30 protein-coding genes are annotated in these 24,702 nt (G+C 75.1%); 14 read left to right on the top strand and 16 right to left on the bottom strand.

Going from position 1 to position 24,702, the window contains the following annotated elements:
• Positions 1 to 25: 25 nt before the first annotated feature.
• The 4 genes from FB458_RS07915 to FB458_RS07900 are packed head-to-tail and all read right to left on the bottom strand — an operon-like array spanning position 26 to position 2,777.
• Positions 26 to 433: an MmcQ/YjbR family DNA-binding protein gene (locus FB458_RS07915; protein ID WP_141848017.1), complete on the bottom strand. Its 408-nt coding sequence runs from the start codon at positions 431 to 433 to the stop codon at positions 26 to 28.
• A gap of 39 nt (positions 434 to 472) precedes the next feature.
• The gene (locus FB458_RS07910) at positions 473 to 892 is read right to left on the bottom strand and encodes a hypothetical protein (protein WP_211355965.1); all 420 of its coding nucleotides are present in this window, start codon (positions 890 to 892) and stop codon (positions 473 to 475) included.
• Positions 889 to 1,668: a YqjF family protein gene (locus tag FB458_RS07905; RefSeq protein WP_246061113.1), complete on the bottom strand. Its 780-nt coding sequence runs from the start codon at positions 1,666 to 1,668 to the stop codon at positions 889 to 891. Before FB458_RS07905 ends, FB458_RS07910 begins: the two co-directional genes overlap by 4 nt.
• Positions 1,669 to 1,682: 14 nt before the next feature.
• The gene (locus FB458_RS07900) at positions 1,683 to 2,777 is read right to left on the bottom strand and encodes an alkene reductase (RefSeq protein WP_141848016.1); all 1,095 of its coding nucleotides are present in this window, start codon (positions 2,775 to 2,777) and stop codon (positions 1,683 to 1,685) included.
• A 205-nt stretch (positions 2,778 to 2,982) separates the two neighbouring features.
• Here FB458_RS07900 and FB458_RS07895 point away from each other — a divergent pair, with 205 nt between their 5' ends.
• Positions 2,983 to 3,357, top strand: a complete 375-nt coding sequence (locus FB458_RS07895) for a VOC family protein (RefSeq protein ID WP_141848015.1) — start codon at positions 2,983 to 2,985, stop codon at positions 3,355 to 3,357.
• On the opposite strand, the gene FB458_RS07890 is transcribed toward FB458_RS07895, so the two are convergent.
• Entirely contained in the window at positions 3,354 to 3,914 is a 561-nt protein-coding gene (locus tag FB458_RS07890) for a TetR/AcrR family transcriptional regulator (protein WP_141848014.1), read from the bottom strand. The genes FB458_RS07895 and FB458_RS07890 overlap by 4 nt on opposite strands.
• 75 nt (positions 3,915 to 3,989) lie before the next feature.
• Here FB458_RS07890 and FB458_RS07885 point away from each other — a divergent pair, with 75 nt between their 5' ends.
• On the top strand, positions 3,990 to 4,397 hold the full coding sequence (locus FB458_RS07885; RefSeq protein WP_141848013.1) for an organic hydroperoxide resistance protein: 408 nt from the start codon (positions 3,990 to 3,992) through the stop codon (positions 4,395 to 4,397).
• A gap of 231 nt (positions 4,398 to 4,628) precedes the next feature.
• On the opposite strand, the gene FB458_RS07880 is transcribed toward FB458_RS07885, so the two are convergent.
• The 3 genes from FB458_RS07880 to FB458_RS07870 form a co-directional block, all read right to left on the bottom strand.
• The gene (locus tag FB458_RS07880) at positions 4,629 to 6,305 is read right to left on the bottom strand and encodes an MDR family MFS transporter (protein ID WP_141848012.1); all 1,677 of its coding nucleotides are present in this window, start codon (positions 6,303 to 6,305) and stop codon (positions 4,629 to 4,631) included.
• A gap of 112 nt (positions 6,306 to 6,417) precedes the next feature.
• The gene (locus FB458_RS07875) at positions 6,418 to 7,059 is read right to left on the bottom strand and encodes a TetR/AcrR family transcriptional regulator (protein WP_141848011.1); all 642 of its coding nucleotides are present in this window, start codon (positions 7,057 to 7,059) and stop codon (positions 6,418 to 6,420) included.
• Between the two features lie 38 nt (positions 7,060 to 7,097).
• Complete coding sequence (locus FB458_RS07870; protein WP_141848010.1) at positions 7,098 to 7,583, bottom strand: MarR family winged helix-turn-helix transcriptional regulator; 486 nt, start codon at positions 7,581 to 7,583, stop codon at positions 7,098 to 7,100.
• 102 nt (positions 7,584 to 7,685) lie between these two features.
• On the opposite strand from FB458_RS07870, the gene FB458_RS07865 reads away from it, so the two are divergent.
• Positions 7,686 to 8,048: a DoxX family protein gene (locus tag FB458_RS07865; protein ID WP_141848009.1), complete on the top strand. Its 363-nt coding sequence runs from the start codon at positions 7,686 to 7,688 to the stop codon at positions 8,046 to 8,048.
• Positions 8,049 to 8,086: 38 nt separating this feature from the next.
• Here FB458_RS07865 and FB458_RS07860 read toward each other — a convergent pair whose 3' ends face one another.
• Genes FB458_RS07860 through FB458_RS07845 form a run of 4 tightly spaced genes read right to left on the bottom strand, consistent with a single transcriptional unit; the run spans position 8,087 to position 11,672 of the window.
• Positions 8,087 to 8,980: a fructose bisphosphate aldolase gene (locus FB458_RS07860; protein WP_141848008.1), complete on the bottom strand. Its 894-nt coding sequence runs from the start codon at positions 8,978 to 8,980 to the stop codon at positions 8,087 to 8,089.
• 52 nt (positions 8,981 to 9,032) lie between these two features.
• Entirely contained in the window at positions 9,033 to 9,515 is a 483-nt protein-coding gene (locus FB458_RS07855) for an MOSC domain-containing protein (RefSeq protein ID WP_141848007.1), read from the bottom strand.
• Between the two features lie 58 nt (positions 9,516 to 9,573).
• Entirely contained in the window at positions 9,574 to 10,131 is a 558-nt protein-coding gene (locus FB458_RS07850) for a hypothetical protein (protein WP_141848006.1), read from the bottom strand.
• A 35-nt stretch (positions 10,132 to 10,166) separates the two neighbouring features.
• A complete protein-coding gene (locus FB458_RS07845) occupies positions 10,167 to 11,672 on the bottom strand; it encodes an alkaline phosphatase family protein (protein ID WP_211355964.1) in 1,506 nt (501 codons plus the stop codon).
• Positions 11,673 to 11,789: 117 nt separating this feature from the next.
• Between FB458_RS07845 and FB458_RS07840 the strand changes: the two genes are divergently transcribed.
• Positions 11,790 to 12,125 (top strand): GNAT family N-acetyltransferase, encoded by a 336-nt coding sequence (locus tag FB458_RS07840; RefSeq protein WP_342778037.1) that lies wholly within the window; start codon positions 11,790 to 11,792, stop codon positions 12,123 to 12,125.
• A 3-nt stretch (positions 12,126 to 12,128) separates the two neighbouring features.
• Here the strand turns inward: FB458_RS07840 and FB458_RS07835 are convergent, their stop codons facing one another.
• Genes FB458_RS07835 through FB458_RS07820 form a run of 4 tightly spaced genes read right to left on the bottom strand, consistent with a single transcriptional unit; the run spans position 12,129 to position 14,826 of the window.
• On the bottom strand, positions 12,129 to 13,280 hold the full coding sequence (locus tag FB458_RS07835) for an acyl-CoA dehydrogenase family protein (protein WP_141848004.1): 1,152 nt from the start codon (positions 13,278 to 13,280) through the stop codon (positions 12,129 to 12,131).
• A 20-nt stretch (positions 13,281 to 13,300) separates the two neighbouring features.
• A complete protein-coding gene (locus FB458_RS07830) occupies positions 13,301 to 13,726 on the bottom strand; it encodes a type II toxin-antitoxin system VapC family toxin (RefSeq protein WP_141848003.1) in 426 nt (141 codons plus the stop codon).
• Between the two features lies 1 nt (position 13,727).
• Positions 13,728 to 13,952 carry an AbrB/MazE/SpoVT family DNA-binding domain-containing protein gene (locus FB458_RS07825; RefSeq protein WP_246061515.1) on the bottom strand — a complete coding sequence of 75 codons (225 nt, stop codon included), beginning with the start codon at positions 13,950 to 13,952 and terminating at the stop codon, positions 13,728 to 13,730.
• Between the two features lie 22 nt (positions 13,953 to 13,974).
• The gene (locus FB458_RS07820) at positions 13,975 to 14,826 is read right to left on the bottom strand and encodes an alpha/beta fold hydrolase (protein WP_141848001.1); all 852 of its coding nucleotides are present in this window, start codon (positions 14,824 to 14,826) and stop codon (positions 13,975 to 13,977) included.
• Between the two features lie 116 nt (positions 14,827 to 14,942).
• Here FB458_RS07820 and FB458_RS07815 point away from each other — a divergent pair, with 116 nt between their 5' ends.
• Genes FB458_RS07815 through FB458_RS07770 form a run of 10 tightly spaced genes read left to right on the top strand, consistent with a single transcriptional unit; the run spans position 14,943 to position 24,702 of the window.
• Positions 14,943 to 15,941 (top strand): zinc-dependent alcohol dehydrogenase, encoded by a 999-nt coding sequence (locus FB458_RS07815; RefSeq protein WP_342778036.1) that lies wholly within the window; start codon positions 14,943 to 14,945, stop codon positions 15,939 to 15,941.
• Complete coding sequence (locus tag FB458_RS07810; RefSeq protein ID WP_141848000.1) at positions 15,929 to 16,327, top strand: 6-pyruvoyl trahydropterin synthase family protein; 399 nt, start codon at positions 15,929 to 15,931, stop codon at positions 16,325 to 16,327. Before FB458_RS07815 ends, FB458_RS07810 begins: the two co-directional genes overlap by 13 nt.
• The gene (locus FB458_RS07805; RefSeq protein WP_141847999.1) at positions 16,324 to 17,379 is read left to right on the top strand and encodes a glycosyltransferase family 4 protein; all 1,056 of its coding nucleotides are present in this window, start codon (positions 16,324 to 16,326) and stop codon (positions 17,377 to 17,379) included. The genes FB458_RS07810 and FB458_RS07805 overlap by 4 nt, the downstream gene beginning before the upstream one ends.
• A complete protein-coding gene (locus tag FB458_RS07800) occupies positions 17,376 to 18,209 on the top strand; it encodes an SAM-dependent methyltransferase (protein ID WP_141847998.1) in 834 nt (277 codons plus the stop codon). Before FB458_RS07805 ends, FB458_RS07800 begins: the two co-directional genes overlap by 4 nt.
• A gap of 44 nt (positions 18,210 to 18,253) precedes the next feature.
• Entirely contained in the window at positions 18,254 to 19,192 is a 939-nt protein-coding gene (locus FB458_RS07795) for a lysylphosphatidylglycerol synthase transmembrane domain-containing protein (RefSeq protein ID WP_141847997.1), read from the top strand.
• Positions 19,185 to 19,898, top strand: a complete 714-nt coding sequence (locus FB458_RS07790) for a RibD family protein (protein WP_141847996.1) — start codon at positions 19,185 to 19,187, stop codon at positions 19,896 to 19,898. Before FB458_RS07795 ends, FB458_RS07790 begins: the two co-directional genes overlap by 8 nt.
• Positions 19,895 to 20,590, top strand: a complete 696-nt coding sequence (locus FB458_RS07785) for a GTP cyclohydrolase II (RefSeq protein ID WP_141847995.1) — start codon at positions 19,895 to 19,897, stop codon at positions 20,588 to 20,590. The genes FB458_RS07790 and FB458_RS07785 overlap by 4 nt, the downstream gene beginning before the upstream one ends.
• Positions 20,587 to 22,995: a CDP-alcohol phosphatidyltransferase family protein gene (locus FB458_RS07780; protein WP_170185597.1), complete on the top strand. Its 2,409-nt coding sequence runs from the start codon at positions 20,587 to 20,589 to the stop codon at positions 22,993 to 22,995. The genes FB458_RS07785 and FB458_RS07780 overlap by 4 nt, the downstream gene beginning before the upstream one ends.
• A complete protein-coding gene (locus FB458_RS07775) occupies positions 22,992 to 23,816 on the top strand; it encodes a class I SAM-dependent methyltransferase (RefSeq protein ID WP_170185596.1) in 825 nt (274 codons plus the stop codon). The genes FB458_RS07780 and FB458_RS07775 overlap by 4 nt, the downstream gene beginning before the upstream one ends.
• Positions 23,817 to 23,874: 58 nt before the next feature.
• The gene (locus tag FB458_RS07770; protein ID WP_211355963.1) at positions 23,875 to 24,702 is read left to right on the top strand and encodes an SDR family NAD(P)-dependent oxidoreductase; all 828 of its coding nucleotides are present in this window, start codon (positions 23,875 to 23,877) and stop codon (positions 24,700 to 24,702) included.

The following is a 24,702-nucleotide window of genomic DNA, read 5'->3' as shown; positions in this document are numbered from 1 at the left end:
GAACCGTTGTCCGGCGAAGCCCGACCTAGTCCGGCGAGGCCAGCGTGCGGACCAGCCGGGCCGGGGCGGTGCGCCGGTACGACGCGTCGAGCAGCTCGGCGACCTCGGCCCAGGCGGCCTTCGACCCACGGGCGCCCGGCAGCTCGATCCCGAGCCAGCCGGACGGGCCGAGGTAGGCGGGGACGTAGACGCGTGGGTCCTCCTGGAGCGCACGACGGTCGCCCTCGTCGGGCAGGACCATGAGCGACCGGTCGTGGCTGACCCACCGGCCGTCGACCCGGGTCGAGCCGCCGTAGTAGGCGAAGACCTTGCCGGTGTAGAACGCCGGTCGGCCGTGCGACACCTTCTCCCTGGCCTCCGGCAGCCCGAGCGCGAGGACCCGGACACGGGCCAGCACCGGGTCGTCGTCGTCGAACATCTGCGGGTGCGCCATCCCCCGGACCCTAGGCCGCCCGCCGTCGTCCGGGGAAGGTCAGCCGGTGGCGACGGCGAGCACGCCGCCGGCGAGCGCGACCACCGCACCGACGGCCCGGACCCGGTCGGCGACCAGCAGCCGGTGCGCCAGCGCCGGGTCCCAGCCCCGACCGAGGCGCCCGTGCAGCGGGGCCGCGACGACGGCCGTCGTCGCGAGGCTGACCACGGCGCCGACCGCCGCCACGGCCACGCCCCAGCCGAGGGAGGTGAGCAGGGCGGGGACCCCGACGGCGAGCAGGACGACGTACGTCGCCCCGACGAGCGGGGTGATGCGGCGGCTGTGCCGGGCGTGCCGGGCGGTCCAGTCGCGCCCGTCGGCGAGCAGCGCCGGGTAGACCAGCGCCGTCACGGTGACCTGGAACCCGGCGTGCAGCGCGGTCGCGGCCAGCACGAGCGCCGCCAGCGTCGGGTGGCTCACGGGACGTCGACGCGCTGCGGCATGCCGAACCACGTCCGGACCCCCGGCGACCAGCGCACGACGTCGGGCTCGCGGTCGGCGAGACCGGGGAACCCGGCCGCGGCGAGCAGCCCGTCGTCGAGGTCGAGCAGTCGGGCCGCGTGCAGCGGCCACGCGGAGTGCGTGTTGGGCACCCACAGCGTGCGGCCGAGGACCGTGGTGTGCAGACCGAAGCGGGCGGTGAGGAAGTGGTCGAGCGCGGTCGGCTCGGCCAGACGGTCGCCGGTCTCGACGACGATCCGGCTCGTCGCCCGCGGGGAGTGCGGCGGCAGCCGTCGGCTGCGCCAGTCGAGCACCTCGCGGTCGGGCCCGGGGTGGCGCCGCTCCAGACGCATCCGCGACCACATGTACGCCGTCCCGAACACGGCCCGCGCGCCCGCCACCACCGCGGCGCGCTGGGCCTCGAGCGAGCAGAAGACGACGCCGTGCCGGCCCGCGTCGTCGACGCCGTACGTGCGCACGTTGAGCTCGAGGAAGGTGCCGAGGTACGGCGCGGGCCACCGGGGACCGACGCCCGCCCCGACCATCCGGAACGGGATGAGCCCGACCCACGCGGACCCGTCGGCGTCGACGTCGGGCCGGACGCCGCGCGGCAGGTGCGGGCGCACGAGGTCCGGGTCGACGCGCCAGTGCAGGAAGCACAGGTCGTGCCACCACTGGTTCATGATCGCCGGACCGCGCAGCGGGGCCCCCTCCGCAGCGAGGAGGGGGCCCTGCCAGGAGTCGACGTCGGTCACGGCACCAGGATCGGTCAGGCCGCGGCGAAGGGGTAGTCGGTGTAGCCCTCGGCGCCGCCGCCGTAGAACGTCTTGTCGTTCGGCTCGTTGAGCGGCAGGCCCTCGCGCCAGCGGCGGGCGAGGTCGGGGTTGGCGAGGAACTCGCGGCCGACGGCGACGAGGTCACCGAGGTCCTCGTCGAGGATCTGCTCGACGTCGGAGAGCTGGGTGACCGACGAGAAGCCGGAGTTGAGGACCACCGGTCCGGCGAACCGCTTGCGCAGGTCGCGTACGAGGTCCGAGCGCGGGTCGGCGAGGATGCTGAGGTAGGCCAGGCCGAGCGGCGCGATGCCCTCGACGACGGCCTCGTACGTCGCGACGACGTCGGCCGCGTCCTCCTCGAGGACACCCTGGATGTTGTGGGCGGGCGAGATGCGGATCCCGACGCGCTCGGCGCCGATCGCGTCGGCGACGGCCCGGGTGACCTCGACGGTGAGGCGCGCGCGGTTCTGGGGCGAGCCGCCGTACGCGTCGGTGCGGGTGTTGCTCGACGGCGCGAGGAACTGGTGCAGCAGGTAGCCGTTGGCGGCGTGGATCTCGACGCCGTCGAAGCCGGCGGCGATCGCCTGGCGGGAGGCGTGCACGAAGTCCTCGACGATGCCGGGGATCTCGTCGGTGTCGAGGGCCCGCGGGGTCGGGTGGTCCTTCTGCCCGTCGGCGGTGACCATCTGGCCCGGCGCGGCGATGGCGCTCGGCGCGACCGACTCGAGGCCGTTCTTGTTGTCCGGGTGGGCGATGCGACCGGCATGCATGAGCTGGACGACGATCCGCCCGCCCTCGGCGTGGACCGCGTCGGTGACGGCGCGCCAGCCCCGGACCTGCTCGTCGGAGTGGATGCCGGGGGTGTCGAGGTAGCCCTGGCCGACCGCGGACGGCTGGGTGCCCTCGGTGATGATGAGGCCGGCGGTGGCGCGCTGGCGGTAGTACTCGACGTTGAGCTCGGTCGGGACCCCGCCCTCACCGGCGCGGTTGCGGGTGAGCGGCGCCATGACGAAGCGCTGCGGCAGCGTCCAGGCACCGACGGTGGCGGGCTGGAGGGCGGGGGACTGCTGCTCGGGGGTGGTGCTCATCGAGGTCCTTCCTGCGTCCGGGCGGGGCCCGGTAGTTGACGAATCATCCAGTGGTGGCAACCGGCACGTACCCGCTCGTCATCCCCGACCCGACAGGCTGTGGCCCGGCTCACACCCGGACCCCCACGGTGTCGGTGGCCGGGCCTAGCGTGGGCGCGAGCACGGGCGTCGACGGCGACGCCCGACCACTCTCGGAGGAGCACCCATGAGCGCCCGACCCACCCTCGGCATGCTGACCATCGACTGCGCGGACGCGGCGCGGGCGGCGGAGTTCTGGTCCGGCCTCATGGGTTGGGAGGTCGTTATGAGCGGTGACGGCTACGCGATGCTCGCCGACGGCTCGGGGCTGCGGGTCGGCTTCGGCACCCTCGAGGACTACGAGGCCCCGGCCTGGCCCAACACCCACGGCTCGAAGCAGTTCCACCTCGACCTGGCCTGCGAGGACATCGCGGCCACCGAGGCGCGGGCCGTCGAGCTGGGGGCCACCGTCGCGGACCCGCAGGGCGGGGAGACGTGGCGGGTGCTCGTCGACCCCAGCGGGCACCCCTTCTGCCTCACCGACGCGAAGAACTGGGGCTAGCCCTCGCGGTCCGGCCCGAGGACCCGCTCGACGGCGGCCCGGACGACCGCCCGGACCCGGTCGGTGCCGTCGAGGTCGCCCCCGACGACGATGCCGTCCCGCACGACGACGAGCAGGTCGGCGACGACGTCCGGGTCGTCGCAGCCGTCGGCGACGAGCCAGTCGCGCAGCACGCCGCGCAGCCAGGCGCGGTGCTCGGCGACGACGCGCCGTACGGGGTGCCCGGGGTCGGGGAACTCGGCGGCCGCGTTGACGAACTGGCACCCGCGGAAGACGGGGTCGCGGGTGGAGTCGGCGACCGCGTCGAAGAACGCGAGCAGCGCGTCGCGCGGGGCGAGGTCGGCGAGCCCGGCCATCGCCTCGCGCTGGAGCCGGCTCTGGTCGGTGAGGTAGGCCGCGACGAGCGCGTCCTTGGTCGGGAAGTGGTGGTAGAAGGTCGCCTTCGCGACGCCGGCCTCGGCGATGATCCGGTCGATCCCCACGGCGTGGATGCCGTGCCCGTAGAAGAGCGCCGTCGCGGTGCCGACGAGACGGTCGCGGGCGGGGACGGTGGCCATGAGTTGACGGTAACAGACAGGTCTGTCTAGTCTGAGGTCGAAGCAGACAGACCTGTCTACCCCAGGAGGAGCACCATGGCCCGCATCTACACCGCCGTCGCCACCGCGAGCGGCCGTGACGGCCGTGCCGTCAGCTCGGACGGCCGGCTCGACGTCACCCTCACCCCGCCCGGGCAGGACGGCACCGGCACGAACCCCGAGCAGCTCTTCGCCGCGGGCTACGCCGCCTGCTTCGCCAGCGCCATGAAGATGGTCGCCCGCGGGATGAAGCTCGACGTCTCCGACGTCTCGATCACCGCCGAGGTCGGGCTCAGCCCCCTCGAGGGCGGCCCGGGCTACGGCCTCGACGTCGTGCTGCGCACCGAGTTCCCGGACAGCATCTCGGCCGAGCAGGGCCAGCAGCTGCTCGAGGCGACCCACCAGGTCTGCCCGTACTCCAACGCCACCCGCGGCAACATCCCGGTCGAGCTCGTCGCCGAGTGACCTGAGGCGACGCCGTACGACGGCCCCCGACCACCACGGTGGTCGGGGGCCGTGTCGTCCCCGTCCCGTCCCGCTGACGCCCACCCCGTGGTGGCAGCCTGCTCAGCGCGCCCCGCGCCGGTACTGCTGAGATCCATCAATTGCTGGCGGTCAGCACAGCGCCCGGTACGAGTGCTGCTGAGATCCACCAATTGATGGATCTCAGCGCAGCCCCCGCCCGTACGGCGGCGCTCAGGAGCGGAGCGGGGTCTCCTCGCGATCGGTCCCGCTCGGGCCCGACGCGGCGGGCGCACCGGTGCGGGCGGCACGCTGCTCGGCCTCGAGGCGGGCGGCCTCCTCGCCGCCGACGGCCTCGCCGCGCGCGACGAGCCCGGACTGCGTCGACAGCGGGATCTCCTTGACGGTCAGCGCGAGGAGGAAGGCGACGACGAGGAAGGGGATGAGGTACCAGAACACCGGCGCGAGGGAGTCGGCGTAGGCGCTGACGATGAGCGTCCGCAGCTGATCGGGCAGCTGGTTCAGCGTGGCCGGGTCGAGGCTGGCGGCCGAGCTCTGCGCGGTGCTCGGGTCGGCCCCGGCGCCGGCGAACGCGCTGCGCAGCGCGTCCGACAGCCGCGTCGTGAAGATCGTGCCGAACACGGCGACGCCGAGCGAGGCACCGACCTCGCGGAAGTAGTTGTTCGTCGAGGTCGCGACGCCGACCATCGCCGGCGCGACCGAGTTCTGCACGACGAGGACGATGACCTGCATGATGAGGCCGAGCCCCAGGCCGAAGACGAAGAGCATCGTGCAGATGACCCAGATCGGCGTGCTGGCGGCCAGCGTCGTCATCCACAGCATGGCCGCGATGACGACGGCCGCCCCCACGGCCGGGTAGATCCGGTAGCGGCCGGTGCGGGTGATGGCGAGACCCGACCCGATCGCGGTGAGCATGAGCCCCGCCATCATCGGCAGCATGAGCAGGCCGGAGACGGCCGCTGACGTCCCGCTCGACATCTGCAGGAAGGTGGGGACGAACGCGATGGCGGAGAACATCCCCAGACCGAGCATGAAGCCGATCGCGGTGTTGCTGACGAAGACCCGGTTCCTGAACAGCGACAGCGGGATGATCGGGTCCTCGGCGCGCCTCTCGGCCACGATGAACCCGGCGACGGCCGCGACGAGCCCGACACCGAAGGCCAGGGTGAGCGGCGAGGTCCAGCCGTGGTCGGGCTTCCCGCCGAAGTCGGTGAAGAAGATCATGCAGGTCGTCGCGAGCGACAGCAGCACGACGCCGGCGACGTCGATCTTCTTCGTGGCCCGGTGGCCCGGGAGGGTGAGGGCGACGTACGAGATGGCGAACGCGGCGATGCCGACCGGCACGTTGATGTAGAAGCACCATTCCCAGGACAGGTGGTCGACGAAGAACCCGCCGAGCAGCGGCCCGGCGACGGCCGACAGCCCGAAGATCCCGCCGAGCGGGCCCATGTACTTGCCGCGCTCGTTGGCCGGGACGATGTCGGCGATGATCGCCTGGGACAGGATCATCAGCCCGCCGCCGCCGAGGCCCTGGATGGCGCGGAAGACGACGAAGGGCCAGAAGCTCGTCGCGAGCGAGCAGGCCAGCGACGCGACCGTGAAGATGCCGATGGCGGCGAGGAAGAGGGTGCGCCGGCCGAGGACGTCGCCGAACTTGCCGTAGATCGGCATGACGATGGTCGTCGCGAGCAGGTAGGCGGTGGTGATCCAGGCCTGGTTCTCGACGCCGCCCAGCTTGCCGACGATGGTCGGCATCGCCGTGGAGACGATGGTCTGGTCGAGGCTGGAGAGCAGCATCCCGGCGATGAGCGCCGAGAAGATGATCCAGATGCGGCGGGGCGTGAGCAGCAGCGGCGGGGCGCTGCCCTCGGCGGTGGCGGTGGCGGACATGGGTGACCTCGGGGGTACGGCGTCGCGGCGGGCGCAGGGGGGTGACCGCGCGACGCTGCGCGGGCGGGGGATGGTGCGGTGCGAGGACGGTGAAACCGCGGGTGCCGACCGGTCAGCCGGTGAGCAGCGCGCGGGCGAGGTCCACGTGGCCCTGGAGGACCTCGCGGAAGCTGCGGGTGGTGCGGCCCTCGACGTGGTCGAGGATCGAGCGGTGCCCGAGCACAGCGACGAGCCCGCTGACGGCCTGCACCCGGGGGTCGTCGGCGGGGACGCCCTCGCGACGGGCCACGAGGGCGGCGAGGTCGTCCATCGAGCGCTGGCCGACGTCGCGCAGGACGACGAGGACGCGCGGGTCCTTGTCGATCGCGCGCTGCAGGTCCTCGAAGAGGTCCCGGTCGGGCAGCCGCTCGGCCATCGCCCCCATGACGTCGACGAGGTCGTCGACGAGCCCGGCGCTCAGCCCGCTCGGTCCGCGCGGGGCGTCGGCGCCGGCGGTCACGAAGGGCTCGGCGAGCGCCTCGGGCAGGCCGCGGCCGTCCCGGTCGAGGAGCGCGTCCTCCCTGGAGGGGAAGTAGTTGAAGAACGTCCGGCGGGAGACGCCGACCTCGTCGCAGATCTGCTCGATCGTGACGGTGGACCACCCGTGCTCGGCGGCCAGACGCAGGGTCGCCCGCGCGAGGGCGGCTCGGGTGGCCGTCCGCTTCTGCTCCCGGAGACCGGGAGCGGGTCCCGCACTCGTTGCACTGATCGTCACATCGTGTATTTTTGCACGATGCGACGATCAGTGCAACGTCACGGTCGGTGCTTGACGTCGTCGACGAGGGCCCTCCGCTCCGGGTCGAGCATCTGCCGGAGCAGCTCGACCAGGCGGGGGACGGAGCCGGGATCCAGCCGGTCGAAGACGAGCCGCCGCACCTGCTCGACGTGGGAGGGGGCCGCGGCGGCCAGTGCGTCGTACCCGGTGTCGGTGAGGGTGAGCAGCGAGGTGCGCCGGTCCTGCTCGGACGGCCGGCGCAGCACCCACCCCCGGGTCTCGAGCCGACCCACGGCGTGCGAGAGCCGGGAGAGCGACCCGTTGACCATCCCGGCCAGGTCGCTCATCGACGCCGTCCGGTCCGGTGACCCGCTGAGCCGGACGAGCGCGTAGTACTCGAACTGGGTCAGCCCGTGGTCGCGGCGCAGCTGGGCGTCGACGCCGGCCTGCAGCCCCTCGGTCAGCAGGTTGAGGACGAGCCAGAGCTCGCGCTCCTGCGGGGTCAGCCATCGGGGTCGGGGCACGTCGACAGTGTGCCGGTCGTCGAGCCGGGAAGAACTTGAGCGTTGAAGTAGTTCCTGGCTATCGTCCACTTGCTCGAACCAGTTCACTCATCGGAGCTCCACATGAACGTCGTCTCCTGGGTCCTCGACGCGGTCCTCGCCCTCGCGTTCCTCGCCGCCGGCGTGATGAAGCTGGCCCAGCCGCGCGCCGCGCTCGCCGAGAAGGGCATGGGCTGGGCGGCCGACTTCAGCGACGGCGCCGTCAAGGGCATCGGCGCCCTCGAGGTCGTCGGCGCCCTCGGCCTGGTGCTGCCCAAGCTGCTCGGTATCGCCCCCGTCCTCAGCCCGCTCGCCGCCCTCGGCCTCGCGGCCGTCATGGTCGGCGCGGTCGTCGTCCACGTGCGCCGCAAGGAGTCGCCGGCCGCGCCCGCGGTCCTCGGCGTGCTGTCGCTCGTCGCCGCGATCATCGGCTTCGGCCAGGTCTGACCGGCGAGGGTCGGCCGAGAACGGGCCGCCGGGCGCGGTCAGGTCTTGTCGACCGACGCCCGGTGGATCTCCTCGACCGAGCGCTCGAGCGTCGCCGAGAACTCCTCGTCGGACTGGTCGTCGCGCAGCCCTTCCAGCAGGGCTCGCGAGAAGCTGGCGATCATCGCCGGCTCGTGACGCAGCCGCTCGCACGCCTCGTCGCGGTCGTAGCCGCCCGACAGCGCCAGCACCCGCACGACCCGCGGGTCGGCGGCCAGGTCGGCGTACAGGCCGGGCTGCGTCGGGATGGTCAGCTTGAGCAGGTACGTCGCGTCGTCGGGCAGCGCCTGCACGCCCTCCAGGAGGGCGTCGTGCAGCAGCTGCTCGGCCTCCTCCTTGTGCGGGCTGTCGATGCTCACCTCGGGCTCGAGGATCGGCGCGAGGCCGGCGGCGGCGATCCGCCCGCCGACTTCCAGCTGCTGCTGGACGATCGCGCGGATGCCGGCCTCGTCGGCGTCGTGGACGACCGAACGCATCTTCGTGCCGAGCATGCCGTGCGCGACGGCCCGCTCGAGCAGGTCGTCGAGGGTGTCGATCGGCTTCATCAGCTGCACGCCCTGCGCCTCGTCGGCCAGACCCTTGTCGACCTTGAGGAACGGCACGACCTGCCGCCGCTCCCACAGGTAGCGACCGGTCGGCAGCCCCTCGACCTCGCGGTCCATCGTCTGCTCGAAGAGGATCGCGGCGAGGACGCGCCGGCCGTCGAAGGCGGGGTCGGTGACGACCCGGGTCCGCATGGCGTGGACGAGGTCGAACATCTCGGCGTCACTGGACCACCGGTCCTCGTCCACGCCGTACTCCGCGAGCGCCTTCGGGGTGCTGCCCCCGCTCTGGTCCAACGCGGCGAAGAAGCCGTGGCCGGTCCTGATGCGCTCGAGCTGCGTGCGGTCCATGACCGGCCACGTACCCCGCGGGCCGTCCTCGTGCACCCCGTACGGCGTCCCGTCAGGCGGTCTCGTCCGTCCGCTCGGTGGCGGGCTGCTCGACGAGGTCGCCGACGCTGATCGTCCCCGACGACAGCAGCCGGAAGACCGTCCCGCCTCGCTCGTGCATCGCGCGCGCGGCCCCCGGACCGAGCCCGTCGTCGAGCAGCCGGCACGGCGCCGCCTTGCGGACGACCTCGAGCTCGACGTCGCCGACCCGCAGCCGCTCGCCCGGACGGGTGGGCAGCCGGTCCGGGCCCGAGACGGTGACGTTGCGACGGGTCAGCCCGGGGTCGACGGGCCGACCGAGGTCGGCCGCGGCGGCGTCGAGGTCCTGCTGGCGCTGCACGGTCACGTGCCGGTGCCGGCTGCCGTGGTAACGGTCGCCGACCAGGCCACGCCCCTCCTCGGCCTCGACGGACGTGACGCTCTTCGTCGGTAGCCGGGTGCCAGGCGCCACGTGGATCGCGGTGACGACGGTCTGCGCGGAGGTCTGCTGGGGCACGTCCGCTCAACGACGCAGGGCCCGGCACTATGCCGGGCCCCGCGCGTGACGGAGGTGATCAGTCGAGCTCGATGGTGAAGTCCCACACGGCGAGCGGGACCCCGTCGGGGCTCCACGTCACCTGGGCCGAGCTGCTCTGGAAGGTCCCGCGCACCGTGACCGTCGCCTGGCGGCCCGGCGCGACGGTCACCGACGAGGCCCCGACCGGCGTGAGCCGGATGGTCGCGCCGGTGTCGTCGCGCGAGACGAGGTCGGCCGTGTGCAGGGTCACCGGCGTGCGACCGGTGTCCTTCACCTGCAGCTGGATCGTCGCCGGCGTCGACGGCGGCGGCTTGCCCGGCGTCGGGATGATCGGGTTCATCGTGTCCTGCTGGGGCCCGAGGGCCTCGGCGAGGACGGTCGCCCCCGACTTCTGCACGACGACGACCCGGTCGCCCATCGCCAGCACGGCCGGGTGGCCGGGCCGGGCGGTGGCCGGCGCCTGCTCCGTGCCGGGCGTCGGGATGGGCACCGCACCGAGCGAGGCGACGACCTGCTGGGCGCTCACCGACGTGGTGGCGGTGGCGGCCGGCGGGGACGACGTGGTGCACCCGGCGATCCAGCCGGCGCCGGCCACGAGCAGACCGGCGACGGCGAGACGCCGTACGGCGTTCAGTGCGACCCCACGGGGACGGCGGCGTGCACGACCTTGGGCGACGGGGCCTCGGCCGCCGTCGCGGTCGCCGGGTAGACCGAGCTGCCCATGGGGGCGGGCTGCAGGGCCCGGCCGGAGCGGTTGGTGTAGACGTCGGCGCCGAAGGTGCGCAGGCCGTCCTGGCCGGCGTACCCGAGGTGCCCGGCGCCGTCCGCCCCGCCGGAGGTGACCCCGAAGAGGTCCTCCATGCTGCGCAGCCAGCTGTAGTGGTTGTAGGGCTGGTCGCTCACCGAGCCCGGCGTGATGAAGCGGCTGATGAAGACCGCGCCCGTGATGCCGCCGCCGGGGGTGGTGTCCTGGTTGAAGGCCTGGAAGCCGGGCTGCGTGGTGTTCGGGCCGGGCAGCTCGTTGCAGCAGGCGATGACGGACTGGGCGGTGTTCGCCTCGGCCTGGACCGGGTTGCCGGTGGCCGAGTCGGTGCCGAGCCCCGCGTCGCCGGCGTAGGCCGCGTCGGCGATCGAGTTGCCGTACATCTTGTAGGGCGGGAAGGCCTCGTCGAAGAGGACCTGGATCATGCCGTCCTTCTGGAAGGCCGGGGACTGCATGATCATCGGGATGTACTTCTCCAGGAAACGATCGGCCGCGTAGAGCCCGCCCTGGTGGTTGTTCGGGTCACCGGAGAGGTTGTCGCCCTTGCAGGTCGCGTCGTGCGCGTCCGAGCAGTTGTTCGGCGTGATCCACGACATCGCCGGGGTCGTGTCGACGCTCTTGAGGTCGTCGGCGATGCTCGGGATGGCGGCGTGCCCGGTCGTCGCGGCGTAGCCGTCGAGCGGCACGACCCGCTTGCAGTCGCGCGGCGAGTCGATCATCGAGTGGAACCACGCGGCCGGGTTGTGCTTCGGCACGTACTGGTCGGTCGGGGTCGCGCCGCCCGGGTCCGGGACGCCGGCGCCGTCGGGGATGCCGGGGATGCCGCACTGGTACGGGTTCTCGCGGGTCGGGTCGTTGCCCATGTCCTGCGCGTAGACCTTCCAGGTCTTGCCGACCTGGTCGAGCTGGTTGAAGAGCGTCTTGACCTGCTTCGGGTAGACGCAGCCGGTGGAGGCGTAGGTCTGGCCGTCGGGCGCGGGGAAGCCGGGCGCGACGTTCACGTACTGCGGGCAGTCGGCCTGGTTGGCCGGCGCGGGCGCCTGACCGGAGACGAGGCTGATGTAGTTGTCGAGCGAGTAGTGGCCGGTGCCGTAGTACTGGCGCAGCAGCTCGCCGTACGACGGCAGGGTCTTCCACAGGTAGTCGTTCTGGTTGAGGCCGGTGAAGGTCGACTCGAACGACTTGTTCTCGAAGATGATCGTCCAGACGTGGCCGATCTTCGGCAGTGGCGGCGTGGCCGTGGTGGCCCGGGCGGGGGCGGAGGCCGAGGCGACCGCGCCTCCCCCGGCGAGCAGGGCGCCGACGCCGAGCGCGACGGCGGCGGACGCCGCGGCCAGGCGGCGTGGGGCGGACAAGGACGACCGACGGGACATGGTTCTCCTCCGGGCAGGCGGGGCCCGACCGTCCGTCGGGGCCGGGTCGAACCTGTCGCGGCCTGCTGCGAGGACGCTGGGAGAACGCCCCATCCGCGCCGGGAGGACGGCAAATTCTTGTCGACCTCCGGGCGACACCTCGCACGCCGCCTCTGGCAGCATCGGCCCATGGCCGACGTCACCGTCCAGGACGACCCCGCGCAGAGCCGGTACGACGCCCTGCTCGGCGGCGGGCTCGCCGGCTTCGCCGCCTACCGGCTGCAGCCGGACGCCGTCGTCTTCACCCACACCGAGGTCGATCCCGCCTTCGAGGGCCAGGGGATCGGCGGGGCGCTGGCGCGTGGCGCGCTCGACGACGTCCGGGCCCGCGGGCTCGCCGTCGTGCCGCTCTGCCCGTTCATCAGGGCGTGGATCGAGCGGCACCCGGACTACGCCGACCTCGTCCGGTCGTGACGGTCAGAACGCGCTGATCCCCGTCTCCGCGCGACCGATGATGAGCTTCTGGATCTGCGAGGTGCCTTCGTACAGCGTCATCACCCGGGCGTCACGCATGAGCTTCTGCACCGGGTAGTCGTCGACGTAGCCGTAGCCGCCGAAGACCTGGATCGCGTTGTTGGCGGCGCGGACCGCGGCCTCGGAGGCGAAGTACTTCGCCTTGCTCGCCGCGACGGTGAACGGCTGGCCGCGCTCGATGAGGTCGGCCGCCCGCCAGACGAGCATCCGCGCCGCGTCGGCGTCGACGGACATGTCGGCGATGAGCTCCTGCACGAGCTGGTACGACGCGATCGGCTTGCCGAACTGGCGCCGCTCCCCTGCGTAGCGCACCGACTCCTCGAGCGCCGCCTGCACCAGGCCGACGCAGCTGGCGGCGATGGAGACGCGCCCCTTGTCGAGCGAGGCCATCGCGTAGCGGAAGCCCTTGCCCTCCTCGCCGACCAGCGCGTCGGCGGGGACGCGGCAGCCGGTGAAGGTCAGCTCGGCCGTCGCCTGGCCGCGCAGCCCGAGCTTGCCGGTGATCTCGCGCCGCTCGAAGCCGGGGCTGTCGGTCGGGACGAGGAAGGCCGAGATGCCGCGGGGGCCGTCCTCGCCGGTGCGGGCGAAGACGAGGGCGACGTCGGCCCAGGTGCCGTTGGTGATGAAGATCTTCGTCCCGTCGATGACCCAGTCCGAGCCGTCGCGGCGGGCGCGGGTGCGCAGGTGGCCGGCGTCCGAGCCGTGGTCGGGCTCGGTGAGGCCGAAGCACCCGAGCGTCGTGCCGGCGGCGATGCCGGGCAGCCAGCGCTGTTTCTGCTCCTCGCTGCCGTGCTCGAGGACGATCTTGCCGACCAGGCCCATCGACACCGACACGATGCCGCGGACGGCGGAGTCGGCGCGGCCGAGCTCCTCCATCCCCAGGACGTAGGACACGTAGTCGCCGCCGAGACCGCCGTACTCCTCGGGGACGGTGAGGCCGAAGAAGCCGACCTCCCCCATCTTCGGGATGACGGCGGTGTCGACCGACTCACGCCGGTCCCACTCGGCGCGGAACGGCACGACCTCCTTCTCGAGGAAGTCGCGCGCCGTCTGCTGCCAGGCCCGCTGCTCGTCGTCGAGCGCGAAGGTCACCATGGCGTCACTCTGTCACGCAGTCAGGACGAGGATCGACCTTCCGCGCGCGGCGCTATCAGCGCCACCGTGGGGTAGGACGTCCGATACCGGGCGACGTCCCGCGTCAGCAGGGTGAACCCTCGCACCGCTGCGTGGGCACCGATGAGGAAATCAGGGAGCGTGGAGGTGCGGATGCCTCCGCGCCGTCGGTCGTCGGCGAAGGCTTTGGCGGCCAGGAACGCTGCGTCCCAGGGCAGCGCGTCGCGTCGGAAACCCTCAGCCGGCAGCGCGTCGTCGAGGTCCTCGACGCGGACGAATCGCGTGGACACTTCGCCGTAGATGATGGGGTTGATGATCAACGGGCCTCGGTCCGCGGCCTGGGCCAAGGCCGTCGCCGACCAGTCACCCCACACTCGGTCGTCGGTGAACACGTCGAGGATGACGTTGCTGTCGACGAGCGTCTCCACGTCAGTCGGCCCGGGTGAGCGCCATGATCTCGTCGGTCGTCAGGGACACATCGCCCCGTCCCCGCATCCGCTCGACGAGGCGCTGTCCTCGGCTGGGACGGTCCACGGCCTTGCGCACGACCAGGCGATCCCCCTCGAGCTCGAACTCGACCGAGGTGCCTGGCCCGATGCCCAGCTCGTCCCGCAGGTGCTTGGGGATCGTCACCTGCCCCTTGTCCGTCACCATCACGGTAAGAATCGTACCGTTCTTACTCAGAATCCGGCGCCTGGGCTTGCACCCATCCCAGGACGTCGTCCCCCCGCCGGACGAGGACGCCGAGGTGGCCGACCTCCGGCTCCTCCCACAGCTGCGCACCGGGCACGTGCCGGGCCAGCCACCGCGAGTGCGCGGCGGGGACGACCCGGTCCTCGGCGCCGTGGACGAGCAGCGTCGGGCAGGCGACGTCCTCGACGTCGTACCCCCAGGCGGTGACCGTCGCGAGGTCGTCGTCGACCGATGGGCCGGGACCGTTGGCGTTGCCGCTGCGCACGACGGTGAGGAACCACGACCACTCGCCGCGCAGCGCCTCCTCGTCCGAGGGCAGGAAGCCGAAGTCGTCGTCGGCGCCCGACTCCTCGTAGGCCATCCGCGCGGCGCGACCCTGCTCCGCCGCTCGCAGCGACGCGGCGCCGTACGGCGCGAAACCGGCGTACCAGTCGCGGCCCTCGGCGGCGACCGGCCCCAGCGGCGCCGGCCCGGCGACCGACACCGCCGCGGTCACCCGGTCGCCGAGCAGCGCGCCGCAGGCGAGCGCGTGCGGCCCGCCGCCGCTGTGCCCGAGGACGGCAAACCGCCCCAGCCCGCGGTGGTCGGCGAGCGCCTGGGTCAGCCGGGCCGCCTCGGCGACGTCGCGCCCGGTGAGCGGGGTCGAGCCGCCGTACCCCGGCCGGTCGAGGCCCAGGAACCGCAGCCCGCGGCGCGCCGCCCCGGCGAGCAGCGGCTGCGGCGGCTCGCCGGTGTTGCCGGTGCCGTGGTGCCAGACCACGGGCGCGCCGTCGCCGCCGGCGTCGTACCAGTGCAGGGTGCGTCCGTCGGCCAGGGTGAGGTCGCCGCTCTCCATCGACCCACCCTAGGGATCGCGCCCCGACGCGCAGGATCCCAGGTCGCTCGTTGCGTGAACCGTTTCGCCACCGCCGTCGTCCTCAGGGTCGGGGGAGGTGCGGACGAGGAGGTGCGGTGACCCACCTGGTGGCCAGGGCGTTCTGGCTGCGCGAGCCCGGCGTCGGCGAGCTGCGCACGGTGCCCCTCCCGGAGCCCGGACCCGACGACGTCCTCGTCCGCACGACCCACACCGGGGTCAGCCGCGGCACGGAGACGCTCGTCTTCGCCGGACGGGTGCCCCCCGGCGAGGCCGAGCGGATGCGAGCACCGTTCCAGGACGGGCACTTCCCGGGCCCGGTGAAGTACGGCTACCTCAGCGTCGGCCGCGTCGAGCGCGGCCCGCGGACCCTGCTCGGCCGCGACGTCTTCTGCCTGTTCCCGCACCAGAGCGCGTACGTCGTGCCCGCCGCCGCCGTCGTCCCCCTCCCCGACGGCGTCCCGGCCCGGCGGGCCGTCCTCGCCGGCACGGTCGAGACGGCGGTCAACGCGCTGTGGGACGCCGCCCCGCTCGTCGGCGACCGGGTCACCGTCGTCGGGGGCGGGATGGTCGGGCTCGCGACGGCGCGGCTGCTCGCGCGGCTGCCGGGGGTGGAGGTCACCGTGGTCGACGTCCGGCCCGAGCGGGCCGACGTCGCCGCCCGGCTCGGCGCGCGGTTCGCGGTCCCGGAGGACGCGGACGGCGGGCAGGACCTCGTCGTCCACGCGAGCGCCACCTCGGCCGGGCTCCAGCTGGCGCTCGACCTGCTCGGCGACGAGGGGGAGGTGCTCGACCTCAGCTGGTACGGCGACGCGCCCGTCACCCTCCGGCTGGGCGGCCGGTTCCACAGCGGTCGGCTCGCGGTCCGCGCCAGCCAGGTCGGCGCCGTCTCGCCCGTCCGCCGCACGCGACGCACGACCCGCGACCGGCTCGAGCTGGCGCTGCGGCTGCTCGACGACCCGGCCTTCGACGGGCTGCTCACCGGCGAGTCGCCCTTCGCCGACCTGCCCGACGTCCTGCCCCGGCTCACCGACGGCCGGCTGCCGGCGCTGTGCCACACCATCCGCTACGACGAGGAGGACCCGTGTTCGGCGTGACCCTGCGCGACCACATGATGATCGCCCACAGCCTGCCCGGGGAGGCCTTCGGTCCGGCGCAGCGGCTGCACGGCGCGACGTACGTCGTCGACGCGACGATCAGCGCGGCCGAGCTCGACGACCTCGGCGTCGTCGTCGACATCGCCCGCGCGGCCGACGTCCTGCACGACGTGCTCGCCGGACTGACGATGCGCAACCTCGACGACGAGCCGTCGCTCGCGGGCGTGCTGACGACGACCGAGCGGCTCGCGCAGGTCGTCGCCGACCGGCTCGTCGAGCGCGCCCACGGCGGCGACCTCGGCACCGACCCGGCGCGGCTCGCGGGCGTGCGGGTCGTCCTGCACGAGTCGCACGTCGCGTCGGCCTCCTACGAGCGACCGCTGTGAGCACCGTCCACCTCGTCGTCCCCCAGGGCGTCGACGACCCGCGCCGGCCGAGCGGCGGCAACACCTACGACCGCCGGCTCGCGGCCAGCCTCACCGCGCTCGGCCGCACCGTCGTCGTCGACCCGGTGCCCGGGCCCTGGCCGGGCGCGGACGTCGCGCTCGAGGTGGCACTCGGCCGGCTGCCAGACGGGGCGGTCGCCGTCGTCGACGGCCTGCTCGCCGGCGGAGCGCCCTTCGCGGTGCTCGAGCACCGGGGGCGGCTGCGCCTCGTCGTGATCGTCCACCTCCCGCTCGGGGTCGGCGCCGACCCGCGGTCACCGGTCGTCCGGGTCGAGTCGGCCGTCCTCGCCGCCGTCGACGCGGTCGTCACGACGAGCCGGTGGACGGCGAGGTGGCTGGAGACGTCGTACGGGCTCGAACCGCACCGGGTGCGGGTGGCGCTGCCGGGCGCGGACCGCGCGCCGGTCGCGCCGTACGGGCCCGGCGGCCGGCTGCTGTGCGTCGGTGCGGTGACGGCGGTCAAGGGCCAGGACGTCCTGCTCGACGCGCTCGCCCGGCTCGACGACCGCGGCCGGCGCGACTGGAGCGCGCGGATCGTCGGCTCCACCGACGTCGACCCCGCCTTCGCCGAGGACGTACGGCGCCGCGCCGCCGCCTTCGCCGGCCGCGTCACCCTCACCGGACCGCTCGCCGGCGCCGACCTCGACGCGGCGTGGGCGGGCGCCGACCTGCTCGTCGTGCCGTCGCGGGTCGAGACCTACGGGCTGGTCGTCACCGAGGCGCTCGGGCACGGGGTGCCGGTGCTCGGCAGCGCCGTCGGCGGGCTGCCCGAGGCGCTCGGCACGACCCCCGACGGCCGGCCCGGCACCCTCGTCCCCGCCGGCCCCGACGCGCTCGCCACGGCGCTGCTCGGCTGGCTCACCGACGCCGGACGGCGCACCCGCTGGCGCGACCGCGCGCGGCGTCGCCGCGACCACCTCGCCGGCTGGGACACGACGGCGCACGCCGTCGACGCCGTCCTCGCCGACGTCGCCGCGGGGGTGGCGGCGTGACCGCGCTGCGCACCCGGGTCGCCCCGTCGTGGCTGCGGCTGCGCGAGCCCGCCGACGCGGCGGCCCGGTCGGTCGAGCTCGTCGAGCGGCTGCGCGGGTGGCTGCCGTCCGACGCCGTGGCGGTCGTGCACGACCTCGGCAGCGGCGACGGGTCGCTCGGGCGGTGGCTGGCCCCGCTGCTGGGCGGGCGCCAACGGTGGGTCCTGCACGACATCGACGCCGACCTGCTGACGCTCGCCGAGGAGCGACCGCCCATCGCCGACGGGCCGGTCGAGGTGTCGACGCGGGTGGACGACGTCGCCGCGCTCGACGCGGGCGCGCTGGCCGGCGCGGACCTCGTCGCGACGTCGGCGCTGCTCGACCTGCTCACCGCCGACGAGCTCGAGGGTCTGCTGGGGGCGGCCCTCGCCCCCGGGTGCCCGCTGCTGCTCGCGCTGTCGGTGACCGGCAGGGTCCGGCTCGCGCCCGACGACCCGCTCGACGCCGTCCTCGCCGTCGCCTTCGACGACCACCAGCGCCGGGTCTCGCCCCGGGGACCGCTGCTCGGACCCGACGCGCCGACCCGGGCGACCGCGCTCCTCGAGGCGGCCGGGCGCGAGGTCCACGTCACCCCGTCCCCCTGGCGGCTCGGGCCGGACGAGCCGGGCGGGTCCGCGCTGCTGCTCGCCTGGCTCGAGGGCTGGGTCGGGGCGGCCGTCGAGCACGAGCCCGGACTGGCCCGGCAGGCCGCCGCCTACCTCACCCGCCGCCGCACCGAGACCGCCCAGGGCCGGCTGCGCGCGAGCGTCGGGCACGCCGACCTGCTGGCCGGGCCGCGGGAGGAGCGGTGACCGGGCGGCGCCGACCCGACCGACCCGACCGACCCGGGTGGTCCGTGATCGGCGGGGTCGTCGTCCTCGTGGCCGTCGTCGTCGCGGTCGGGCCGTCGGCCGCCGGGCGGGGGCTGAGGTCGGTCGACCCGGCCACCGTCGCCGCGGCCGTCGCCGTCGGCGCGGTCGGGACGGCGCTGGCCGCCCTGCGGTGGCGGGTCGTGTCCGACCGCCTGGGCCTGCCGTTGGCGTGGCGCGGCGCGGTGGCCGAGTGCTACCGCGCGCAGCTGCTCAACTCCGTGCTGCCCGGCGGGGTGGTCGGCGACGTCGGCCGCGCCGTCCGGCAGGGCCGGGCCGCCGACGACGTGGCCCGCGGGCTGCGGGCCGTCGTCTGGGAACGCAGCGCCGGGCAGGTGGTCCTCGCGCTGTGCGCGCTGCCGGCGCTGACCGCGGTGGCGGTCCGGCGGGGGTCGGGCACCGTCCTCGAGGTCGTCGGCGCCGCGGCGCTGGTCGCGGCGGGTGCCTGGTGGGTCCGGGGCGCCGTACGGCGGCGGGGGCGTCCGGCGGTCGCGGTGGTGCGCACCGACCTGCGGGCCCTCGCCGCGCCGCGGACGGTCGCCGCGCTCACGGGTCTCTCGCTCGCCGTCCTCGCGACGCACGTCGCGACGCTCCTGCTCGCCGCGCGGGCGGTCGGGGTGGCGCCGTCGCCGCGGCTCCTCGGCCCCGTGCTGCTCGTCCTGCTCGCCGGCGGGCTGCCGATCAACGTCGCCGGCTGGGGGCCGCGCGAGGGCGCCGCCGCGTGGGCCTTCACCACCGTCGGGCTGTCCCCGGCGACCGGGCTCGCCGTCGCCGTGGCGTACGGCGCCCTCGGGCTCGCGGCGACGCTTCCGGGCCTGCTCGTCGTCGCGACCCGGGGCCGACGGGGCCGACGGGGCCGACGGGGCCGACGGGGCGCCGTACGGCCCGTTGCGGCCCCCGTCGAGGAGGAGACCGCCCGTGCCTGACCGCCCGTACACCGTCCTCAGCTGGGCCGCGTCGCTCGACGGGTGCCTCGACGACACCTCCGGCCGCCGGCTCGTGCTCTCCAGCCCCGAGGACCTCGACCGCGTCGACGCCGTCCGCGCCGCCTGCGACGCCGTCCTCGTCGGCGCCGGGACCGTCCGCGCCGACGACCCGCGCCTGCAGGTGCGCGAGCCGCGACGGCGCGCCGCCCGCACCGCCAGTGGCCGCCCCGCGACCCCGCACCGGGTCACCGTCACCCGGCACGCCGACCTGTCCCCCACCGCGGCGCTGTTCGCGCCGGGCGAGGGCGGCGCATCGGTCTACTGCCCGCTCGCGGTCGCCCGCGAGACGCGGACCCGGCTCGCGGGTCGGGCCCGGGTCGTCGCCGCCGGCCGGCACCCGTCGATGGACTGGGTGCTCGCCGACCTCGCCGAGCAGGGAGTGCGCCGGCTGCTCGTCGAGGGCGGCCAGCAGGTGCACACCCAGCTGCTGGCCGGGTCGCTCGCCGACGAGCTGCACGTCGTCGTCGCCCCGTTCTTCGTCGCCGAGCCGGGCGCCCACCGCGTGGTCGCCGACGGTCGGCTGCCGTGGCACCGCGACCGCCGCGCCGACCTGCGCGAGGTGCGTCGGCTGGGCGACGTCGTCCTGCTGCGCTACGCGCTGTCCGACCGCTTCGACCTCGACGGCCCCGGAGGTGCCGACCGATGAGCACCCGTCCCGACGTCCCCCCGCCCGCCGCCGTGCGGACCACGGTCGAGGTGCCGCTGCGCTTCCCCGACGGGTACCGCACCACGGCCCGCGTCAGCAGCTTCACCGGGCTCGTCGACGGGCGTGAGCACCTGGCCCTCACCCTCGGCGGGCCGACGCGGCGCCGTACCCCCGTCGTGCGACTGCACAGCGAGTGCCTCACCGGCGACGTGCTCGGCAGCCGGCGGTGCGACTGCGGCCCGCAGCTGCGCGAGGCCGTCGAGCGGGTCGCCGACGCCGGCGGGCACGTGCTGTACCTGCGGCAGGAGGGTCGCGGGATCGGGCTCTACGCCAAGCTCGACGCGTACGCGCTGCAGGACGAGGGCCTCGACACCTACGAGGCGAACCTCGCCCTGGGCCACCCCGCCGACTCGCGCGACTACACCGTCGCCGCGCAGATGCTGCTCGCCCTGGGCGCGCCCGAGGTCGACCTGCTGACCAACAACCCCGACAAGACCGCCCAGCTGCGCGCCCTCGGGATCCGGGTCCGCGCGAGCGTCGCGACCGGTGTGCACTGGTCCCCCGACAACGCCCGGTACCTCGCGACCAAGGCCCGCGGCGGCCACACCCTGGGGGTGCTCGGCGAGGCGCCCGCAGCGCTGGACCACGGGGCGGTCGACGAGCGCGACGACGACGAGCGGTGGCCGGCGTGACCGCCTCCGCGGCCGTCGGACGCCTCGCCGCCGGGCTCCCGGTCACCACCGCCCGGGTGAGCGCCCTCGTCCTGCTCGTCCTCGGGCAGGTCGGGCTCGCCGGGGAGGGCCAGGTCGGCCCGGTCGGGTGGGTCGTGGGGCTCACGGCCGCCGCGGTGCTGCTCCACCTCGTCGACGTCGGCGCCGAGCACACGGGACGGACCCGCCTGTCCGCGGCCGACCTCGTCACCCTCACCCGCGCCGGGCTCGGCTGCCTGGTCGCCGCGCTCACCGCCGAGTCGCTCACCGGGCGCGCGGTCACCGCGCCGCTCGTGACGACCGCCGCGATGGCGCTCGCCCTCGACGCGGTGGACGGGCCGGTCGCGCGCCGGACGGGCACGGTCAGCCGGTTCGGCGCACGCTTCGACGGGGAGACCGACGCGGCGCTCATCCTCGTGCTCGGCGTCGCCGCCGGGTCGGTCGCCGGGTGGTGGCTGGTGGCCGCGGGGGTGGTGCGCTACGCCTTCGGCGCCGCCGGTCTGGCGCGGCCGTGGCTGGGGGCGGCGCTGCCGTTCCGCTACTGGCGCAAAGTCGTCGCCGCCGCCGCCGGGGTGGGGCTGACCGTCCTCGCCACCGGTCTGCTGCCGTCGGCCGCGGCCCTGGTCGTCGGGCTCGTCGTCCTCGGGTTGCTCGCCGAGTCGTTCGGCCGGGACGTGCTGTGGCTGTGGCGGCGGCGCGCCCCCGCCGCGCCGACCCCCGATGCGTCCGCACCGGAGCCTCGCCGCCGCATCCCGTTGCGCCGCAATCTCGCCCACGTCCTGGCCGCCGCGCTCCTCGTCCTGGCGTGGTGCGCCCTGCTCCTGCCGGGACGACCCGACCGGCTGTCCCTCGCCGGAACATTGCGGCTCCCGGTCGAGGCCGTCGCGGTCGCGGCGGCGCTCGTCGTCACCCCCGACCGGTGGCGCCGCGCCGTCGCCACGGTGCTCGGCCTCGGGCTCGGCCTGGTCGTCCTCGCCCGGCTCCTCGACCTCGGCAGCGCGGCGGTGCTCGACCGGCCGTTCGACGTCGTCACCGACCTGTCGTCGCTCGGACCGGGCCTGTCCTTCCTGCGCGACTCGCAGGGTCCGGTCGTGGCCGCCGGCGCGGTGGTCGCGGTCGTCGGGCTGCTCGCGCTCGTCGTCCTCGGCACGCCGTGGGCGCTCGCCCGGACGGCCCGCGCCGCCGGTCGTCGGCGACGCCGGTCCGCGGTCGTCGTCGCGGCGGCCGCAGCCGGCTGGGCGCTGCTCGCGGCGACGGGGGTCCGCGGGCCGGCGGGCACGTCGCTCGCCGCGGCCGACGGGGCGCCGTACGTCGTCTCGGAGGTGACCTCCGCGCGCGCCGCCCTCGCCGACGCGGCGACCTTCCGGCGCGAGCTGGCCGACGACCCGCTGGGGTCGGCCGCGTCGACCGACCTCGCCGGGCTGCGCGGCAAGGACGTCCTGCTCGTCGTCGTCGAGAGCTACGGCCGGGTCGCCCTCGAGGGCGACGCGAGCGCGCCGCTGCGCGACCAGCTCGACGCGGCGACGGGCACGCTGGCCGCCGCCGGCTTCGGCGCGCGCAGCGGCTGGCTCACCTCGAGCACCTTCGGCGCCGGCAGCTGGTTCGCGCACTCCACGCTCCAGTCCGGACTGTGGGTCGACCGCCAGAGCCGGTACGACGCCCTGCTGGCCTCCTCCCGCCCGACCCTCTCGTCGGTCTTCGCCCGCGACGGCTGGCGCACGGTCGCCGTCGTCCCGTCGACGGTCGGCAGCTGGCCGCAGGGTCGGGCGTTCTACCGGTTCGACCGGGTCTACGGCCGCGACGACCTCGGGTACGCCGGCCCGACGTTCGGCTTCTCGACGATGCCCGACCAGTACGCGCTCGCCGCCCTCCAGCGGCTCGAGCTCGCGCCGCGCGAACGCCGAGGCGGCCCACCCGTCATGGCCCAGGTCGAGCTGACCTCGAGCCACGCGCCGTGGGCCCCGCTGCCGACCACCGTGCCCGCGGAGACGCTCGGCGACGGCCGCGTCTTCGGCCCGGTCGCGGCGCGGGCCCGGTCGGCGGCGCAGCTGTGGCAGGACCCGTCGCAGGTGCCGGCGGCCTACCGGACGTCGGTCGCCTACTCGCTGCGCAGCGTCGTCGACCTCGTCGCCGCCGCGCACGACGACGACCTGGTCGTCCTCGTCGTCGGCGACCACCAGCCGTCGACCGTCGTCACGGGTCCCGGGGCCGGGCACGACGTCCCGGTCACCGTCGTCGCGCACGACCCGGCCGTGCTGCGCGCGGTCGAGGGCTGGGGGTGGACGCCGGGTCTGCGACCGGGTGCGGGGGCCCCGGTGTGGCGGATGGACGCGCTGCGCGACCGCGTCCTCACGACCTTCAGCAGCCCGGCCGCGGGGCCGCGGTGAGCGCCCGCGAGCGGGAGACCGTGGTCGCCGACCCCGCGGCGGCGTACGACGCCCTGTGGCGGGCCCGGGCGGCGGCCCTCGCCGACGAGTTCGTCGGCCAGGAGAGCTTCCTGCCGCGCACCGAGCTGCTCGGCCTCGCCCGCCGCGCCGGCGTCGGGCCCGGCACCCGCGTCCTCGACGTCTGCTGCGGCACCGGCGGCCCGGGTCTCGTCCTGGTCACCGAGCTCGGCGGCGACTACCTCGGGGTGGACGCGTCCCCCGTGTCGGTGGCCCGAGCGAGGGTGGCGACGGTCGAGCGAGGCTGCGGCACAGCGCGTTTCGTCGTCGGCACGGTGCCGCCGCTGCCCCCGGGTCCGTACGACGTCGTGCTCCTGCTCGAGACGCTGCTCGCCTTCCGCGACCGGGCCACGCTGCTGCGGTCGGTCGCCGGGGCGCTGGCCCCCGGTGGTCGCTTCGTCGTGACGGCCGAGGTGGGTCGACCCCTCACGGGGGACGAGCGGCGCCGGCTGCCGCCGGGTGAGGCCGTCTGGGTCACGCCGCTCGCGACGCTGCTGACCGACCTCGAGCGGGCGGGGCTGGTCCCGGTCTCGGTCCAGGAGACGACGGCCCGGCACGCCGAGGTCGTCGAGGCGCTGCTGCGCGCCTACGAGGAGCTGGCCGCCCGACCCGCCGCGGCGCCGGGCGTCCTCGTGGCCCGGCACCTCGTGACGACGCACCGCCGGTGGAGCCGCTGGCTGCACACCGGGCGGGTCCACACCGTCGCGATCGTCGCCGAGGCCCGTCCCCGCCGCCGACCGGACACAGGGAACCCCACGTCCTGACGCGCCGCGCCCGGGCCGGACGTGGGGTTTCCTATGTCCGGTCGGGAAGACTCCCCGCATGCCCGCGACCCCCACCCCCCTGGCCCGGTTCACCGGCCGCACCGCCCTCGTCACCGGCGCCGCGCACGGCATCGGCCGGGCCATCGCCCACCGGCTGCACTCCGAGGGCGCGTCCGTCGTCCTCGCGGACCTCGACGGCGACGCGGCGTCCGAGGTAGCGGCGGCCCTGGGTGAGCGGACGGTCGGCGTCGCGTGCGACGTCACCGACCGGGCCACGGTCGACGCGGCGGTCGCGCTCGCGCAGAGCCGGTTCGGCGGGCTCGACGTCGTCGCCGGCAACGTCGGCGTCGCGAGCGGCGAGGACCTCGACGACCTCGACGACGCCGCCTGGGCCAGGCAGCTCGAGCCGACGCTGCACGGCGCGCTCATCACGGTCCAGGCCGCGATCCACCCGCTGCTGCGGTCGCCGTACGGCGGCGCGGTCGTCCTCACCGGGTCGGTCAACGGGCTCGCCGCCTTCGGCGGGCTCGCCTACTCCGCCGCGAAGGCCGGACTCGGCAGCCTCGTGCAGAACCTCTCGGTCCGGTACGGCGCGTCCAAGGTCGGCGAGGGCGAGCGGCCGGTCCGCTTCACCGTCGTCGCGCCCGGCACCGTCCGCACCCGGGTGTGGGACGACCGCGAGCCCGACGCGCTGGCCCCGCTCTACCCGCTGGGACGGATCGGCGAGCCGGAGGACATCGCCGCGGCCGTCGCGTTCCTCGCCAGCGACGACGCGTCGTGGGTGACCGGGATCGTCCTGCCCGTGGACGGCGGTGTCCTCGCCGGGCCGGCGCAGCGCTTCGACGACCTCGGTGCCCGCAGGACGCTCACCCCGCGGCAGCCTTGA

The organism is Lapillicoccus jejuensis (assembly GCF_006715055.1).
Classification (GTDB): domain Bacteria; phylum Actinomycetota; class Actinomycetes; order Actinomycetales; family Dermatophilaceae; genus Lapillicoccus; species Lapillicoccus jejuensis.
The sequence above is the reverse complement of the archived record's forward strand: the minus strand, read 5'-3'. Positions and strand labels throughout refer to the sequence as shown.